The organism is Cytobacillus firmus (genome assembly GCF_023612095.1).
GTDB lineage: Bacteria > Bacillota > Bacilli > Bacillales > Cytobacillaceae > Cytobacillus.
Genome location: NZ_CP086235.1, coordinates 2,130,858 through 2,147,659 on the forward strand (window position 1 = coordinate 2,130,858; position 16,802 = coordinate 2,147,659).

A 16,802-nucleotide genomic window follows, 5' to 3' on the forward strand; every position below is an offset into this window, starting at 1 on the left:
TGAAAAAACCTGTCACAAAATGTTCGAAATTGAAGAAAAATTTCATTTTTTCACCTCCGTTTTTAATAAAAAGGCTGGATAACGCCTTTAAAGAAGGTTTTTGTGACATAGATCATAAATAAAAGTCTCACGCTAAGTTCGATAATTAAGCCGCATATTATATCTTGCCTTTCCGCTACCGTCAATAGTATGAAAACAGGCTGACTTAGCAAAATCAGGCCTTAGAAAGAAAGGAGCGAGTGTGATGGTGAAAAATGATTTTACAATAATCAGACAACATGCCTATAATGAATCTCGGGGTGAGAAATATGACAGATATTGGCGTATTAACCAGAATTATGGGATCGTCATACAATCAATTTGGCAAAAAAGTACTAGTGACTCAGCTGCGCTATGCGACTTTGGAAGCGATATTTGAAGTGGATGAAGAAGTTCAGAGAAAGCTGGACCCAAAAAGACGGGTGGAGATCAGAGAGTTTATCATTCAATCGCTTGAAGGAGGCAGTGACTTTTATTTTTCTCCATTTGTGTTTTCGGCCAGAGGCGCGATTCGCCAAACGGAGGATGGATGGGAACTGACTCCAGGAAGCAAGCTTTATATTATTGATGGACAGCACAGAAGCGCGAGTTTCTCATCTGCGATTAGCCATCTTAAATCCAGAAAAGAATCAGCGGAAGAAACAGGCAGGCTGGAGGAAGCCATCATGCTGCAGACCTATATTGAGAGATTGAAAGAATATCCCGTTGCCATGCAGGTATTTCTGGATTTGACAACAACACAGGAGAGGCAGCTTTTTACTGATATAAATACGGAAAGAAGAGATGCTCATGTCGGGCAGGTTATGCTCTATGATCAGCGTGACCAATATACTGAGCTGACAAGAACCGTTGCATCAAAGCTTCAGCCTATGTTTGAAATCGAACAAAGCCTTTCCAGAATATCCATTCACAACTCCGCACTTACATCATTAGCCACCATGAAGAGATGCATCATTGCCTTATTTGAAGGCATTCTAACAGTAAAAAAAGGTACCCCGTATTATAGATGCAATCCGAAGGAAGCTGAAGAGATTGCAATCGAATTTTTTCAGATATGGCCGCAGATTTTCCCGAAGAAAAGTGCCAATAGAATTAAGTTTGCAAGCGGTTACTCAGGGGTGCAAATAGCTCTAGCCTATTGTGTCAATCAGATGACCAGGACTCATAACTTATCCTACAAAGCAGCTATACACGAACTTAAAAACTTAAAATCCGAGTGCAGCTGGAATCACGATGATCCAATATTCCGTCACCTGTTTGACCCGTCAGCTTCGAAAATTAAAGGCCATTCAGCCACAAGAAAAATCCAGCAGACTTCATTAGAATTCAAAAAGAAAATCGAACAGGGAGGGCTGAAGCTGTGATTGTTCAAGATGTTTTTACTAAGCGGCAGACTTTCATTGCGCTGCCTGTTTCTGAACTCGTCAGGATGCATAAAGAAGAAAGGCTTATTCTGAGAGACACAAATCAGCTTCAGGTGAGACGGATTAAAAAGTATATCTTCTCGAATGCTGCAGGGGGAAATATATATGCCGCCGCTGGTTGCCTCAGCTGAAGAGGGGACGTTAGGAGGGCAAGCGCCAGGCAGATTAAGAATTGTAGATGGATCACACCGGATGAAAGCCCTGCTTCAGCTCGAGGATCAAATTTTTATGAGTATGAAAAGTGAGAAGGACGAAGAAATCCGGAATGCTTATCATCTTCAATATCTGCTGGAGAAGACAGAGATCTCCATTCAAGTCCTTGAAGGACTCTCCATGGATGAGGAAAACCAGCTTTTTATTGATTTAAACACAAAAGGGAAACAGGTGGCATTGTCCAAGCGAATCGCCTATGATTCGAGAGACCGTTTAAATGGGATGACGAACCGGATTCTCCAATCCAATTCCAAGCTGATAGAAGCAGGTGTGGAAACCGAAAAAAGGGCCATTATTCGGCCTGCTAATAAAAAATTCCTCTCACTCTCCCAGCTGCGTTTGCTTGTGGCCATTATTCTGGCAGGCAAGCTGTTAAACAGAACGGATGAATGGAAGGAAAATGCCGTGGGAGATGATGAAGTTTATATGGATATCGTAAATTCCTGGTTCGATAAACTCTTCTCCTTTGAATCTCCTAAAAGAATCGGAAACTATCACGAAACCATGCTGGCGAGCTTTCCGCTTATTCAGGCCATATTGTTATACGCAATGAAAGATTGGGAAGATCAATCACTGGCAGCCAAAAAACAAAGTCTGATTGAACGAATGGATAGCTTAATGGAAGTGAACTGGAGCAGTGCGAATCCGGAGTGGAGAAGATTTGATGGAATGGCAAGAGGAGAATTCTTTTACCTTGATAAAAGCAAGAAAAATATAGAGGAAATCGCCAATTGGCTGGAGGCGCAAAGGAGGTGAGCATAGTGTAAAAGCATAAAAAACCCTCAGGCCGGTCCGGGAAGACGATAGCCTGAGAGTCTGGTTGAGATGGAGTATACCAGCTCATAAGTTAGTATACTCCTTAATTTACATTTTTTAAATAGTGAAGTTTAAGGGAGGATATTAAGTACAATGAATGCATTACTGATACGGGAGTATATAATCATTTCGGAAACGAAATCAATCAGGTCCCATTATAACGAAGAAGGCGAATGCTGCAGTTTGGTTTTAGAAGGGAACTATACGTTTATGGTAAAGAAGAGGCCGATTGAGATCATAGATGAAAGCATAAACTATTATGGCTTTGATCTGAATGGTGCATCGAGCGGTTCGAGAACCATACTTGGACCCTGCAGGGCTGCACCAGTACGAATTCCAGGTGGAATGGACATGTACTGGTTTCCTCATACTTCGCCCGGGCATGATGAATGTGTGTGGTTTGCGTTTCATCATGTGGAAGCGATCAAGGCTGAGGGCCATGATACCTCAAACGTTTATGTGAGTGGAGGTCATTGTTTTAAACTGAATGCGGCTGAAAAAGAGGTTTCTATGAAATATGACCGGGCAGAGAAGCTGGAATCAAGAATATCCAAGCGCAAGGTAAATACCTTCAGCTTTATTATGGAAAGAACCACCGATACTTACTCGGTTAAAAAAGGGAGACGGAATTATATTATTGAGAGGAAGAAAGAGTAGCAGCAGATAGCGTCTGTTGGCGGCTACAGAGTGCCTGTCCCGCATAACTGGGATAGGCGCTTTCTAAAAAGGTATATTGCTAAGGCAGCTTTTACTGTTATCCGGACTATCTCAGATCCCAAAATTCTTGTCTGATTCGACATGATTCCTGATATAATGATAAGAGAAGGAGGTGAGAAAGGTGGAAAAAGTACTGAATTTAATCCTGAACAAGCTTGAATCATTAGATCATAGTGTGGATTCCATGGATAAAAGGCTGGACACATTGGATCAAAAGGTCAGCTCGATGGATAAAAGGCTGGACGCATTGGATCAGAAAGTCAACTCTATGGATAAGAGGCTGACAGCGGACTTAAAACGGCATGAGGACCTTATCCAGCAATTGATTCATAGTGTCGCCAGCACAAATGTTAAAATGAATGAAATGAATGAAAAATTGTCTGTAATTGATGCGAAAGCGGATCAGGCTATTGAACAGATTGCCGATCTTAGAGAATCAGCCGCATCTAAGCATGATCTTGCTTATTATGATCAGAAGATTTCAGAGCACTCCCGGCAGATCTATAAGCTGAACAATCAGTAATCCTCCAGAGAACACTTCGTACAATCTTCATTTACAATAGATGTTCCTAATCAGGCACCTGACCTCTTACATTGGACTTAGAGGACAGGTGTTTTCATTTATCTGATCTACACCTATCTGAAAATTTAACTGGGCTGCGTCGTACAATGAATGCAGAAAGAAGATGACATAACTCAAAGGGAGAAAATCACACATGAAAAACCTGACCATATTCACCGCCTCAGCCGCAAAGCCAAATATCATCGTGAATCCGGCGAATGCTGCAGACCGAATGGAACTTCCGGCAGGCTGGAGCATCTCCGCCGATAATCCAGAAGATATCATCCATGGCTTCTCTCAATTAAAAATCAAGAAAGAATACAAGTTAAGAGGCTATCAATATTTTAGCGGCAGAAACGGCAATGGAGTGGTGTGGGCGATTCCGGCAGAAGTGGAGCTTCCTAATCCTGATTTATGTGACCAATTGGATGACTACTTCCTCAGTCCGCCTAAGCCACAGTTCGCATTGGATGACTTTATGGGCGCGATTGATGGGGACAGGTCACCTTTATCCTATCTGCAGGCGGCGATTGCTTTGCATGAGCTTTATGAATTTGGGGCGATATGGCATGGCTGTTCGTGGGGACAGGACCGGATATTGCCTTATACGGATGATTACAGAGAAGAGATGCGTTCAGATATAGACGAGCGGGATCCGGGAATAGAAGACTACTTGAATTTTGTTCACCCGTGGGATGAACTGAAGGAAATTCCGGATATCCTCAATCCACATTTTTTCTATAAAAATGGAAAACCGGTAGTCATTTTTTATACGGTTAACGATATTGGCTATTACAAATTAAACCGGTACATCCATACATTTAACAAGGAATCCTATATCCAGAAGGTAAAACGTGAAGAAATCGGGTCAGGCCCGGGGGAATTATTTTCTGAAACAAAGCTGTCACGATTATAAGTCCCATTGCCAAGTAAATAATGTTAGAATTAACAAAGAGGACTAAGCGGAAGGCAAGGTTCTCTTTTCTTTTTGCAGAGAGTTTACCAGCATTGGGATTTTTCAGAAATCATTGAGCATCAACTCCTGTTATAATAGATGTATAATTAATATTGGCATATAGAGAAAGAGAGAATAATTAAAAGGGGAAGAATTGATCATGAAAGAGGAAGAAACCCTAAAGACGCAGAGACGGCCTTTATCAAAGATCCTCGCACTGACAGTCAAAACAGGGATTATTAAATCCAATCTGATCCCGATGTTTGCAGGATTAACACTGGCCTTATATACGTATGACTTCGGGCTTCTGGAGAAGCTGCCCGAGATTCTGCTGGCTTTTATTGGCTCAAGCCTGGTAATGGGGGCAGCAGGGGCGTTTAATAATTTATATGACCGTGATATTGATTCGATCATGAAGCGGACACAAAGCAGACCAACTGTCACAGGGGAAATCACGACTAAGCAGGTATTGTGGCTTGCAAGCCTTATGTCTGTGTTTGGAATCCTCGCTCTTGCCTTCACGACTCCGTTAGCGGGTCTGCTTGGATTTTTGGGGCTGTTTTTTTATGTGGTTCCTTACACAATGTGGAGCAAACGAAGAACCATTTATAACACGGAGATTGGAAGCATTTCAGGTGCGATGCCGCCGCTAATCGGTTGGGCTGCCATCCATCCGGATATCACGCATCCTGCGATCCTTGGGCTGTTTATCATCACCATCATCTGGCAAATGCCGCACTTTTATGCGATTGCGATCCGGAAGCATGATGAATATAAAGCGGCGAATGTGCCGATGCTGCCTGTTGTTAAAGGCGTCAGAAGGACATATATCCAGACGAATGTTTACTTAGTTATTCTGATTGGGATCAGCTTTCTGCTGGGTTCCTTAAGCACCGGCCTTATGCTCGTAGCCTTGCTCCTCGGGATTGCCTGGCTGGCACTCAGTATCTACGGCTATAAACGGATGGATCCCGAAAAGTGGGCAAAATCCCTGTTTATCTTTTCACTTGTCCATATGACAGTTCTTTTTTCGACGGTGATTATTTACTCGATTATGGGTATTATTTTTAATTTGTAAAAAAACAGACGACACACTGGACAATCAATCAGTGTGCGTCTGTTTTTGTTTAAGAGGTAATTCTTGATTTGCGGATTCCATCATAAATACTGATTCCTGCATAGATGATGAAAATGATGCTGATGCTGCTGAGCAGCCAGCTCTTCAATTGGGCAGCGGATATTGAAAATAAATCAGTCATGAATGCTATAAATTCCGCCTGGAGCAAATTCGGATTCAGCAGGATGATGATGAATACGATGGTGGCAAGCAGTTCAAGGACGGTGTTGAAAATCGCCATTCTTTTTGTCCATTGCCCAATGATCAGTTTGTAAAGAGCGAGTCCCGCTTCGAGCGCAATAATGACCACTACGATCGGCCAGTAACCGAGGAGCACATCCTGGTTGACAGCGGAAATTTTAAACTCCAGTCCTTCACTTCCGCCTCTATAGACACCCATCAGCCGGTCGGCATAAAAGTAAAGGGTTGCCCAAATGGCTGTCCACATTAAGCTTCCGAAAACCTCAAACTTGGAAATGGCTTTTTTCTTCGGAATATACGTAATGCTTTTCAAATCCTCCGGTGTCCACGGTTTTAAGCTTGGTGACAGAGGATGCTGCTCTTTTCCTTTATCCATCCTTTCAATTACCGCGAATACTATGGTCAGCCAGAAAAATACCTGGACAGCCACTTCAATGAGTCTCCAAATTCCGTAGCCCATTAATTCGAGTATGGCATTGATGATCGTTTCATCCCGGTTAAAATTAAAAATAAACTCGGCAGCAAGCGAAATCAATGAAATCGCTGCGGCAATCGGCAGGATCATTTTTAAAAGGGATACATATACATCAAAATAGCGCGGCCCGATCAGATGCATCGGCTGATCCCGGTATCCTGCCGCCAGGGCTGCGGGACTGCCCAATTTGCTGAGGACATCCTTAACATCTTCCTCATTGTAATCATCCGGAAGCATATCCCCGATCGTTGACTGCAGCTCGAGTGCGATATCCGCACGGCTCTTTTCAGGCAGCCTCCGGGTCACTTCCTGTATATAAACTTCAATTAAATCCATCTTCCTCATCCCCCTTTAACAGCCCGTATAGCTGTTTAGAATTCTTAATCCATTCTTCTCTAAGCTGCAGAAATGTTTCCAGACCCATTTCGCTTAAAACATAATACTTACGCGGCCGGCTCTCCGTATGATCCCAGCTGCTCGTGACAAGCTCCTGTTTTTCCAGACGCCGCAGCAATGGATATAATGTGCTCTGATCAATATTGATGCCGGAGTCTTCCAATAACTGAACCAGTGAATACCCGTATTGCGGTGTCCGAAGCTGGCTCAGCACTGCCAGCGTCAATGTTCCTCTCCGCAGTTCAGTTGTTAACGAATTCAGCAGCGTGCTCATTCAATCACCTCGCTTGATATACTATATGTCATACACTATATGGTTTATACTATGTATCATACAGTATGGATGTGATAAAAACAATAAATCTTTATCCTTCATGATGTCCGTTTTTTGGGGTATTTGTGAAGAATCAATACGACCAGAGTCTTAAAAAATAATAAGCCTCAAGCTGATTAACCTAATTATGACTTTTCTGTATGATAAACTTAAACATTAAGAAGCTGCAAATAAACACAATTTATTGGAGTGAAAAGATTGAAGAAATTAAGCTTTATACTTCTGTTAATATTTCTATTAACACCTGCGTTTTATTTTCCGTTTGCAGTAAGTGTCCAAGCTGCTGAACCTTTTAAGACGGAAGATGTTGATGAATTTGTCACTGATTATATAGAACGGAACGGGCTGCCTGGTGCATCCATTGCTGTTGTAAAAGACGGTAAATTAGTATACCAGAAGGGATATGGCAACGATTCCGAGGGAAAGCCAATAACAGAAGATTCGTTAATGAGAATCGGGTCCGTATCCAAATCATTTACTGCATTGGCTGTTTTGCAGCTTGCTGATGAAGGGAAAATCCAACTGGATGACCCAATAATTAACTATCTGCCAGAGGTACAGCTTGATGATTCCAGATGGGAAGAAGTAACAATCCGTCAGCTATTGAGTCACACATCCGGAATTCCAAATCCGACTATTGTTTCACCAGCGAGTAACCTAAAAGCAGGTGTGGAACGTATGAATGACTGGAAGCTGCAATCAAACCCAGGAGAAAAATATTATTATAGCAATGGGAACTACTGGGTTTTAGCTCTTTTAGTTGAGAATGTAAGCCGAAAAGAATTCTCACAATATCTTAAAGAAGAGGTATTTTCTCCATTGGGTATGAATGACTCACTCACTACTGTTAACTCGGGAGATATTGTACCTGGATTACCTAAAGGTTATGTGACAGCTTATGGAACTGCAATGCCTTGGACAGAGCTAGAAGCAATGAATATGGGTGCAGGAAGCATCATTTCATCAGCATCGGATATGGGAAAATGGCTTTCTCTGCTGACAAACGAGGGAAAGACTGTGACAGGGGAGGATTTATTATCAAAAAAATTATTACAGGAAGCTTATTCACCACAACATGAAAGCAAAAAATATGGACTTGGCTGGGAGTTAAGCTCACCCAATGTGAAGCCGGCACGCATTTCGCATAGCGGAGTGGTATCAACGTATCAGGCACAGCAAGACATTATACCAAGCAGCGGTTATGCCGTTGCCGTGTTGCTGAATAGCTTTACACCAACATTTGAACACGCTTATGAGATTAGTTCAGGTATTATCCAGTTGACCGAGGGGAACGAACCGGTATTAAAAGCTCCGATATCTAAAAGAATTGATTTATCACTTGGCGTCATCACATTCATCTATATGATTTTAGGAATTAGAGGAATAATGCGCAGTAAAAAATGGTCCGAAAAACGCAAACAGCAGCCTGCCTGGAAATTCATCCTTCGATTAATTCCGCAATTGGCTCCAGCCTTATTAATTGGGTGGTTGTTTTTTATTGTTCCAACATTACAAAACAACAGTTCAACCACTCTTGATGCCTTCGGTCTTTACCCAGCCGCCATGTTCTTATTGGCGATTGTTTTCATCTTCGGATTGGTTCTGACCATTTTGAGAATCTATTTTCGTATAGCATTAAATAAAGGATAAGGATTATAAAAATATCACTTAAAACGCTCAGAAAATGCTCTGAGCGTTTTTGAATCCCAGTATTTTAATGCTGTTCATCCAGCCAATTTCCTTCTCCTTTAGGGGTTATCCATCAGCCTTTTGGATGAGAAAAGTCCACACTTATGAAGGATTCCTGTATTCCATCCATAATATAAAGTAGTAGATAACCAGTTTAGTATGCCTCTATCCTTATCTGGAGAGGCCATTCAAATTCATTTTGGGAGTGATACCATTGTCAGAATTGATTTATGCAGGTTCTTTAAGGACGCTTGAAGATGAAGGTGCAAAGGTTATTAAAGGCGGAAGTCATGCCATTGCTGTATTTGTTTACGAAAAACAAGTCTATGCGGTGGATAACCGCTGCCCGCATATGGGCTTTCCCCTCCATACAGGAAGCCTATGTGATGGGATTTTGACTTGTCACTGGCACCATGCCCGCTTTGATATAAAAAGCGGCGGAACACTGGATCCATGGGCAGATGATGTTCCTACTTATCCTGTCGAGATAAAGGAAGATGAGGTTTGGGTTCACCCGGTTCCTTTTAATAAGGTGACAATCGGGAAATTGAGGCAGCGATTACGTGAAGGCCTTGAGCAAAATATTAGTCTTGTCATCGCCAAATCGGTTGTTGGATTGATGGAAGCGGGTTTTCCAGCGACAGAGATTGCAAAAATTGGCGTCGACTTCGGAACAACACATCGAAGAAGCGGATGGGGTTCGGGATTAACGATTTTAACAGCCATGACCAATGTATTGACTAAATTAGATAAAACTGGACAGATTTTAGCGCTGTTCCAAGGACTGGTTCATGTTGCAAGGGAAAGTTCCGGAATGGGAACACGCTTTTTACTTGGATCCCTTCCTGTATCAAATGAAGAGGATACCCAATCCTTCGAGCAATTATCAGAATGGTATCGTCACTGTGTGGAGGTGCGGGATTCACAGGGAGCTGAGCGGGTGCTATTGACCGCGATACAATCGGGATTCCCGGACGGGCAGCTTGCTGACATGATGATGACTGCGGTCACGGATCATTTTTATGTGAATACAGGTCATACTCTTGATTTTCATAATAAAGCCTTCGAGATTTTAAATCAGGTTGGTAGTGAGCACCGGCCCTATGTATTATCATCCTTGCTGCCTGGTATCAGCGATGTATCCCGCAGTGAAGAATCCCATAGCTGGCAATCACCTGTGAACCTGGTCAAACCCTTAAAGGAGGCGTTTCAGGAATTACCTGATATCCTTGCTGATGTCTCACCACGCGGAGATGCTGATATAGATGAAGCGGCTTTGGTTGAACAAATTTTATCAGATGCCCCTATTAATACGGTAAATATGATGATGGATGCACTAAAAAAAGGCGTCACTCCTTCCCGGCTGGCCCAGCTCGTCACTTTAGCGGCTGCTGATCGGATTTCCCGCTTCCATGTACAAAATGATTTCAGGGATTGGATAACCGTACTTCATACTTTTACTCACGCACATGCGGTACATGAATCGTTACGCCGGTCGACGACACCTGAATTGACCCGGGCTGTTTTTCATGGAGCAATGAGCGTGTATCTTGATCGTTTTCTCAATACACCGTCCGCCAGAAGGCCGGAACCAAAGGCTGTGGCAACTAAACCGCAGAATCCTTCAGAATTATTAGAGATGATGAACCAGCAGCAGCAGGTTGCAGAATCAGCAAGGTGGGTAGTGAATTACCTGGCACGCGGCGGTGATAAAAGTGAACTCTTCAATACGCTCGGGCACGCTTTGCTAAGAGAGGATGCAGAGTTTCATTCTTTTCAAATGTATGAAGCAGCAATGATCGAACATGATCATTGGGAAAAAGAGGATTCGAGGCTTTCGGGATATGCACAGGAAACATTGATCTTAGCCGTCACACGTTATCTGGCAGGCCATGCCCCAACTGCCAGAGAAATGCCGCATACAGCACAAATTGCCATGCGCCTCCACCGGGGAGAAAAATTATTTGAAGATGTTTGATCAATCGAGGACTATTCTGCTTCAGAGTGAGAAGGGCAAATGTTCGTGCCGCTGAAATAAGCATTTGCTCTACTAGTTTAAGAGAGATAAGCCCCAATAAACAATTGACGAACGCAAATACCGCCAGTTGCAAGGCGGCGAAGTCATAGAATCAAAACCTCATATTCCACAGGAACTTTAAACACAATCATGAGCAAAAGAGGGCTTCCATAAAAAATTTGGAGGTTCTTTTTTGCTTTTCATGGATAATTTCGTTTGGTTGGAGATCTACTATAGCCTCTTGCTTTACATTATGAGCAACTAAATTAAATGAAGTGTATTCTTAACAAAATGGAAAATATCCTTGACCTAATGTTAAGTATTCCTTACAATAGAGAAGCAGGAAATGGTAATAGGGGATGTTAAATATGCTGAGAAATAAAGTGAAGGAATTAAGAGCGAGGCATAATTTTACTCAATCTGATTTAGCTAAATTGGTTGGAGCCACCCGTCAAACCATTGGCATGATTGAAAAAGGGGACTATGCACCCTCTGTGCTGTTAGCATTGAAAATCGCTAAAGCACTACGTGTCGATTTAGAGGAAGTGTTTTGGATTGAAGGGGAGGAGGAGTGATTATGGAACGGTTTTTGCGTTCACCTTTTACAATGAGCGTGTTTCTGATTGGGCTTGCGGTCATTTATTCAATGAGCATCGTTTTAGAGCAGCGGAATTACATGACAACAATGATTTTTATTGCTTATGCTATTTTTGTCATCATTTATTTCGGAACAATGGTTTATTTTAACCGTAAGTACCCAGACCGGAAGATTCGTATTCTTACATTCATCCCTTATGAGCTGAAAGAAGAAGATGAAGGACATCAGTATATTACGTATCGGGCTTGCCGCAAGGTGTATATTTATTACTATTTTGCAATTCCGGCAGCGATTGTTGCGGTGACACTGTTTAGAGAAGTCGAACTGCTTCCTGTCATCACTTTGACTGTACTTGGCATTGGGCAGTATTTTATTTTTTGGTCGGAAGTTAAAAAACTTTATGAATAAAGGGGAGGATGAAGGATATGTTGTTATCGTATATTTTAGTATTTCTTCTGGCAGCGATTCCGTTATTTGAACTTGTTGCTGTGATTCCATTGGCTATCATCGGAGGTCTATCTCCAGTACTGACAGCGATACTTGCTTTTTTGGGGAATGCTCTGACAGTGGTTCTTTTAATTTTATTTGTGGATCAAGTGAAGATATGGATGAGAAAGCGAAAACAAAAGAAACGTATGCAAGATATTATGCATGTGGAAGAAGTTGCGGCAGCACAAGCTGATGCTGAAGGCATGGAAGAGTCAAAAAAAGGAAAACGGGCACGGGCACTATTTGATAAGTATGGCTTACCTGGCTTAGCGATCATTGGCCCATTTTTCGTGGGTTCTCATATATCCGCGTTTATGGGAATGAGCTTTGGTTCGACAAGAAAGAGGGTAACCGGCTGGATGTTGACCAGTTTATTCCTTTGGACAGTCATTATGGCTGTAGCTTCAAGTTATGGAATCACCTATTTTATGCCTCATGTTGAAGAAGATGGTTTTTTAATCCGCCTATTCAGCAACTAATACTTCATGTGAGACTTTTATAATCCTTCATACCAATTCAGTAATCGGGGTATTTTTCTTAGTGTTAAGAAAGCGTCTTTTTCCTTAGCTTTTTATTTCGTGGTTCGGCGAATTTTCTGTTTATTTCGGGCGAATTCAGTCATTTTGCATGGTAGAGTGATGGATATTTGTTGAAAGTACGAAGTTTGCATTAGGAGAAATGAGTTTTGAGGAGTTTTCCATCCAGTGCTGTCTCCAATATTAATAAAATACTACAAGCGGGCGCATTTCAAAATAAGGAATGCGTCTGTTTTTATTTTTATGTAAAAGGCTATAGCCAGCCAAAGGCCATAGCCTCTATTGGGATATATTATTTTATATTTTTGTCAGCAAATACAGCCATAGCGTCACACATGAATTGAGCTAAGCCTTCACCAAATTGGTCAATATTCTTAGTGAAGCGCTCGTCATCAACATACATTTGACCTAAACCCTTGAATGCATCAAGAGAGTAGTTCCCCAATTTATTTAAGAAATGGTACCACTCCTTCATCCCTTCTTGAGCCTCTTGGGAATCAGGTGAGAGATGGCGAATCGCGGCAAGGCTGCGATAAATATCGTTGAATTTTTCCTGGTCAAAAGCCGTCATGTTTTTCGCTTTTTCATTCGCTTCATCGACAGCCTTGTCACCCCACCTTTCTCTTGCTTCTTGTTCATATGGGTTATGGCTAAAGTCAAAGCCTTCAAATTTTTCCTGTTTAGACATTAGTATTTCTCCTTTCGAATGCTGGATGGTTTTTTCAATAGTCCCGATCATTTTTTCGAGTCGTCTCTTTTTTTCCAGAAGCATATTATGCTGAATGATCAGCGCTTCCTCCCGGTCAAATGATGGGCTATCTATGATTTCCTTGATTTTCTTCAAAGGGAAGCCAAGCTCTTTAAAAAATAAGATTTGCTGGAGGGTTTCGAGATTCTCGTCAGAATATACCCGATAACCTGCTTCAGTGATTTCTTCTGGAGTTAATAATCCAATTTCATCATAATGATGCAGTGTGCGCACACTAATTCCCACCAAATCAGCAACTTCCTTCACTTTCATCGTGTATCGCTCCCTTCACTAGTTACTATAAAGTATCCCGTAACGTGAGAGTCAATATGAATTTTAAAGATTTTTGCTGCGTATACAGCATTTTTTTGAATTAACGGTGCAGACAAGTTTAATAATAATTACTTACATTCTAATATCATTCTTTTAACCAGCTATTAACGATATCTTCAAAACCATGATCTTGCCAAGGAACAATTGCTTTATGTTCTCCAACTTGTGAAATTTTTTCTTGAAATAGCAAATCGCGCAAAAAGTATGCTAACCGTGAATAACCAAATTTTTTTCCACCATTTATCGAAAACCACTCTTGGCCGGGCAGCAGAAAAGAAAATAACTTATATGTCAGGAGGCTTCAAACTGAATTATGGTTAAAAAGGCTCTTTTCGTATAAATAGTTGTTTTTCGCTTATTAACGCAGGCCGGGCGTTAAGCCTCATCGGCGCTTCGCGTCTGCGGAGGCTCACCTGTCCGGCTATGATTACAGATCCATCCACATTAAGATAAGCCTTTTCATTTCTTTTTTACCTTCTTTTTTACCCTCTTGGCAATCATGATGGCGGTAAAAAACAAGGGGATATAAATGAATGTAAAAACAAAGCCAGCTTTCCCAAAATAGTCATTTAGCTGACTAATCCTTTCACGCGAATTAACAAAGTTAATCAGAATTAATAAAGCACTGACAATAAAAAACACGCCTACTTTTTGCTTAATATTAAAAATCCTTTTGATAAGTCTGGAACAAATCCAAATGGCAATACACACATTCGGAAGCATTATTAAGTTCCAGTTTGCAATTCCAATATATTCAAAACGCTCCACAAATGGCATTTCGACGATTTTCCACATGGTCAAAGTGGGCCAAACCTGTTTAGCAAGCTGATCTTCCGAATAATAGGCAAAGGTAATGACTGCTAATATCGTATAGATCAAGGTTGTGGTGAAAACAGCAAGGTGGGCCCACTTTTTGGATTTCTTAGGTTCTTTTATAAAAGGATAAGTGAACAGAATAATCTCAAATCCGATGAAGGTAAGTGACATATTGTAGGAACCGATGAGCAGTTCCTTCACTGAATGATTCCAAATTGGGAGGAGATTATAAAAATTTGAGAACTTAACTGCCCAGCCAAATGTGAGGAGGAGATAAGCCGGCAATACCAGGCCGAAAAAGGCTATCCCGACTACCGTTCTGAACCCTCCAAAAATGATATAAACACAAAGTATCATGAATGCAAGAGAGTACCAGACAGTGTTCAGATCCGGAAACATCCACACTTGAATGACTTCGATAAAGGTTCGTAATATAGCTAGTACGTATAAAAAAAAGTACCCAATGAAAATGGAACTGATTGCTTTGCCGATGAAATTTCCATAAAGGTACGTATGGGCTGTGACAAAATCCCCATCAACCGTTTCGGCAATTTTATATATCATCCAAACTAAAACATGTATGCATCCCCCGGCAAGCAGGATGGAAATCCAGGCATCATAGCCTGCATCTTCTGCGATGTCTCTCTGATAACCAAGAACTCCAATGCCAATTTGCATGGACATAATTAAATAAAACACCAAGAATGGAGATACTTTCAATCTATCTGGTAGTGGCTGCTCCTGAATCTGGCTCACCTCCGTTTCGTGATTGGTAACTGGCTACGGTAAAAATGATATTAATCCATATCCTTTTTTTCTGTGCTATTTCTTGCCAAGCTGAAAAGGATTTCTGGTCCGCAAAAAGAGCGGCCGCTTCGAATGCTTGTGAAATGGAAGCTTGAGCATCGCTTCTTTACCTGCAACTCTTGCCGGATATAATTGCTTAAGTGATGTTTCAATCGTCAGCATGATGTAGCCATTTTTGTTAAGGCCTCACAAATCCGCATATCTGCAACAGGTTACAGTTTAAAGTCATTGATTTCCCGGAATTCCTATTCCGTGAGAAACTCTTAATCCTATCTTCATCCATTAAAGTGGCTGTGAAAGAAAGCCTAAAGAGCACTATTGTTTATGTTCGGCATTACACTTATTGTTTCCGTATTTGGAAAAGTTATGAATGAGTGGATAAGAATTGCTGGAGCAATCCTTATTTTATAAACGAAGAAGCTGTTGGAAGAAGAGTGTAAATAAAGCATTAATTTTATACATATATATTAGATTCCGATTATGAACAAGATAACAAATCCTGAGTACTTAGCTGCCTAATCAAATCAGGAAGCCTTTGTTAATGAGAAAAACGGCTAGGAATAAAAGGTATAAGCGCTTGAATACAGAATATATTCACAATAGAAACAGTTTGCAGGGGGTATTTAATATTAATAAGCGAGATGAAACACCTGAGGAAAAAAGAGAACGACTAAAACAAAGTGAATTAAATACAACTTCTGCTTTAAACGATTCGCTAAATAGAGGAAGTAAAGCGAATTTAACTTTTGGACCGATAGCTATTAACTTTAATGTGATTACACTTAACAGTGAGGAGTGGTTGTATGCAAGTTGTAACTAACATGTATGTAGAACAACTCGACATGCATTGGCATGAAAATGAATGGTTTGCATCCATAGATCAGGCGCTTCATGAAGTCACTGCAGCTGAAGCAGCATGGAGAAGTTCTGGAAACAGCAATTCGATTTGGCAGATTGTTAATCACTTGATATTTTGGAATGAGGACATAACCCATCGAATCGAGGGCACTGAAAATCCTCGTAAGGCACAAGACAATGAAGTAACCTTTGGAAATCCGGGGGATCCAGAGGACGAATCCGGATGGGCGCAGACAGTGCAGCGTCTTAATGACGTCATGAATAAATTAAAAGAAGTCATTGCGGAACTTGATGATGAAAAGTTAAAAGCTCCGTATGCAGCCAACAGTAACTCTATTGAGCGTTTACTAAGCAATATCATGATGCACGATACGTATCATGTAGGCCAAATTGTTCTTTTGCGAAAGCTGCAATCCTCATGGCCTGGGGTGGATTGGTCTTAAAACAGCACAATAAAGCAGAATTGACGGTAGAGAGGGAAATAGCCATTATATTAAAGAGAAAAATAGTAACTGCTATTCTAAGCAGTTTGTTATTGCATTGGTTTTTTCAATCCTTGGCTGGTTTGAAGAGGTAGGAGATTGGGGTATGGCTTACGAATATATTAGTATAAAATGAAGGAAGAATAGAAAATGATTATTATGTATACATGATACTCAGAG

General features: G+C 41.2%; 17 protein-coding genes and 1 pseudogene. 13 read left to right on the forward strand and 5 right to left on the reverse strand.

The features are described from left to right. Positions 1–308: 308 nt before the first annotated feature. From LLY41_RS10810 to cyoE, 6 genes are all read left to right on the forward strand, one after another. Positions 309–1,403: a DNA sulfur modification protein DndB gene (locus LLY41_RS10810; protein WP_304587947.1), complete on the forward strand. Its 1,095-nt coding sequence runs from the start codon at positions 309–311 to the stop codon at positions 1,401–1,403. 165 nt (positions 1,404–1,568) lie between these two features. Further along, positions 1,569–2,432, forward strand: coding sequence for a DNA sulfur modification protein DndB (locus tag LLY41_RS10815; protein ID WP_304587948.1), 864 nt, complete (start codon positions 1,569–1,571; stop codon positions 2,430–2,432). A gap of 153 nt (positions 2,433–2,585) precedes the next feature. Beyond that, entirely contained in the window at positions 2,586–3,149 is a 564-nt protein-coding gene (locus LLY41_RS10820) for a competence protein ComK (RefSeq protein ID WP_095245115.1), read from the forward strand. Between the two features lie 181 nt (positions 3,150–3,330). Beyond that, complete coding sequence (locus LLY41_RS10825; protein WP_304587950.1) at positions 3,331–3,732, forward strand: hypothetical protein; 402 nt, start codon at positions 3,331–3,333, stop codon at positions 3,730–3,732. A 193-nt stretch (positions 3,733–3,925) separates the two neighbouring features. After that, entirely contained in the window at positions 3,926–4,687 is a 762-nt protein-coding gene (locus LLY41_RS10830; RefSeq protein WP_304587952.1) for a hypothetical protein, read from the forward strand. Positions 4,688–4,886: 199 nt separating this feature from the next. Further along, positions 4,887–5,804 carry a heme o synthase gene (gene cyoE, locus LLY41_RS10835; RefSeq protein WP_304587954.1) on the forward strand — a complete coding sequence of 306 codons (918 nt, stop codon included), beginning with the start codon at positions 4,887–4,889 and terminating at the stop codon, positions 5,802–5,804. 49 nt (positions 5,805–5,853) lie between these two features. Here cyoE and LLY41_RS10840 read toward each other — a convergent pair whose 3' ends face one another. Then, entirely contained in the window at positions 5,854–6,855 is a 1,002-nt protein-coding gene (locus tag LLY41_RS10840) for an HAAS signaling domain-containing protein (RefSeq protein WP_095245111.1), read from the reverse strand. Further along, entirely contained in the window at positions 6,842–7,189 is a 348-nt protein-coding gene (locus LLY41_RS10845; RefSeq protein ID WP_095245110.1) for a PadR family transcriptional regulator, read from the reverse strand. The genes LLY41_RS10840 and LLY41_RS10845 overlap by 14 nt, the downstream gene beginning before the upstream one ends. Positions 7,190–7,447: 258 nt before the next feature. Between LLY41_RS10845 and LLY41_RS10850 the strand changes: the two genes are divergently transcribed. From LLY41_RS10850 to LLY41_RS10870, 5 genes are all read left to right on the forward strand, one after another. Then, positions 7,448–8,899, forward strand: coding sequence for a serine hydrolase domain-containing protein (locus LLY41_RS10850; protein WP_095245109.1), 1,452 nt, complete (start codon positions 7,448–7,450; stop codon positions 8,897–8,899). Positions 8,900–9,152: 253 nt separating this feature from the next. After that, positions 9,153–10,916 carry a Rieske (2Fe-2S) protein gene (locus LLY41_RS10855; protein ID WP_304587956.1) on the forward strand — a complete coding sequence of 588 codons (1,764 nt, stop codon included), beginning with the start codon at positions 9,153–9,155 and terminating at the stop codon, positions 10,914–10,916. A gap of 407 nt (positions 10,917–11,323) precedes the next feature. Continuing rightward, positions 11,324–11,530, forward strand: coding sequence for a helix-turn-helix transcriptional regulator (locus tag LLY41_RS10860; RefSeq protein WP_095245107.1), 207 nt, complete (start codon positions 11,324–11,326; stop codon positions 11,528–11,530). A 2-nt stretch (positions 11,531–11,532) separates the two neighbouring features. After that, the gene (locus tag LLY41_RS10865) at positions 11,533–11,961 is read left to right on the forward strand and encodes a hypothetical protein (RefSeq protein ID WP_304587958.1); all 429 of its coding nucleotides are present in this window, start codon (positions 11,533–11,535) and stop codon (positions 11,959–11,961) included. A 17-nt stretch (positions 11,962–11,978) separates the two neighbouring features. Beyond that, positions 11,979–12,521, forward strand: a complete 543-nt coding sequence (locus LLY41_RS10870) for a small multi-drug export protein (protein WP_304587960.1) — start codon at positions 11,979–11,981, stop codon at positions 12,519–12,521. Positions 12,522–12,870: 349 nt separating this feature from the next. Here LLY41_RS10870 and LLY41_RS10875 read toward each other — a convergent pair whose 3' ends face one another. The 3 genes from LLY41_RS10875 to LLY41_RS10885 form a co-directional block, all read right to left on the reverse strand. Continuing rightward, entirely contained in the window at positions 12,871–13,599 is a 729-nt protein-coding gene (locus LLY41_RS10875) for a MerR family transcriptional regulator (protein ID WP_304587962.1), read from the reverse strand. 519 nt (positions 13,600–14,118) lie between these two features. After that, entirely contained in the window at positions 14,119–15,222 is a 1,104-nt protein-coding gene (locus tag LLY41_RS10880) for a GerAB/ArcD/ProY family transporter (protein WP_095245120.1), read from the reverse strand. 75 nt (positions 15,223–15,297) lie between these two features. After that, positions 15,298–15,444: a hypothetical protein gene (locus LLY41_RS10885; protein ID WP_179289052.1), complete on the reverse strand. Its 147-nt coding sequence runs from the start codon at positions 15,442–15,444 to the stop codon at positions 15,298–15,300. Between the two features lie 466 nt (positions 15,445–15,910). On the opposite strand from LLY41_RS10885, the pseudogene LLY41_RS22470 reads away from it, so the two are divergent. Both LLY41_RS22470 and LLY41_RS10895 read left to right on the forward strand, forming a co-directional pair. Then, positions 15,911–16,033: pseudogene (locus LLY41_RS22470) on the forward strand (DUF6366 family protein); the annotation flags it as partial. 52 nt (positions 16,034–16,085) lie between these two features. After that, on the forward strand, positions 16,086–16,583 hold the full coding sequence (locus LLY41_RS10895) for a DinB family protein (RefSeq protein ID WP_095245103.1): 498 nt from the start codon (positions 16,086–16,088) through the stop codon (positions 16,581–16,583). The last annotated feature ends 219 nt before the right edge of the window (positions 16,584–16,802 follow it).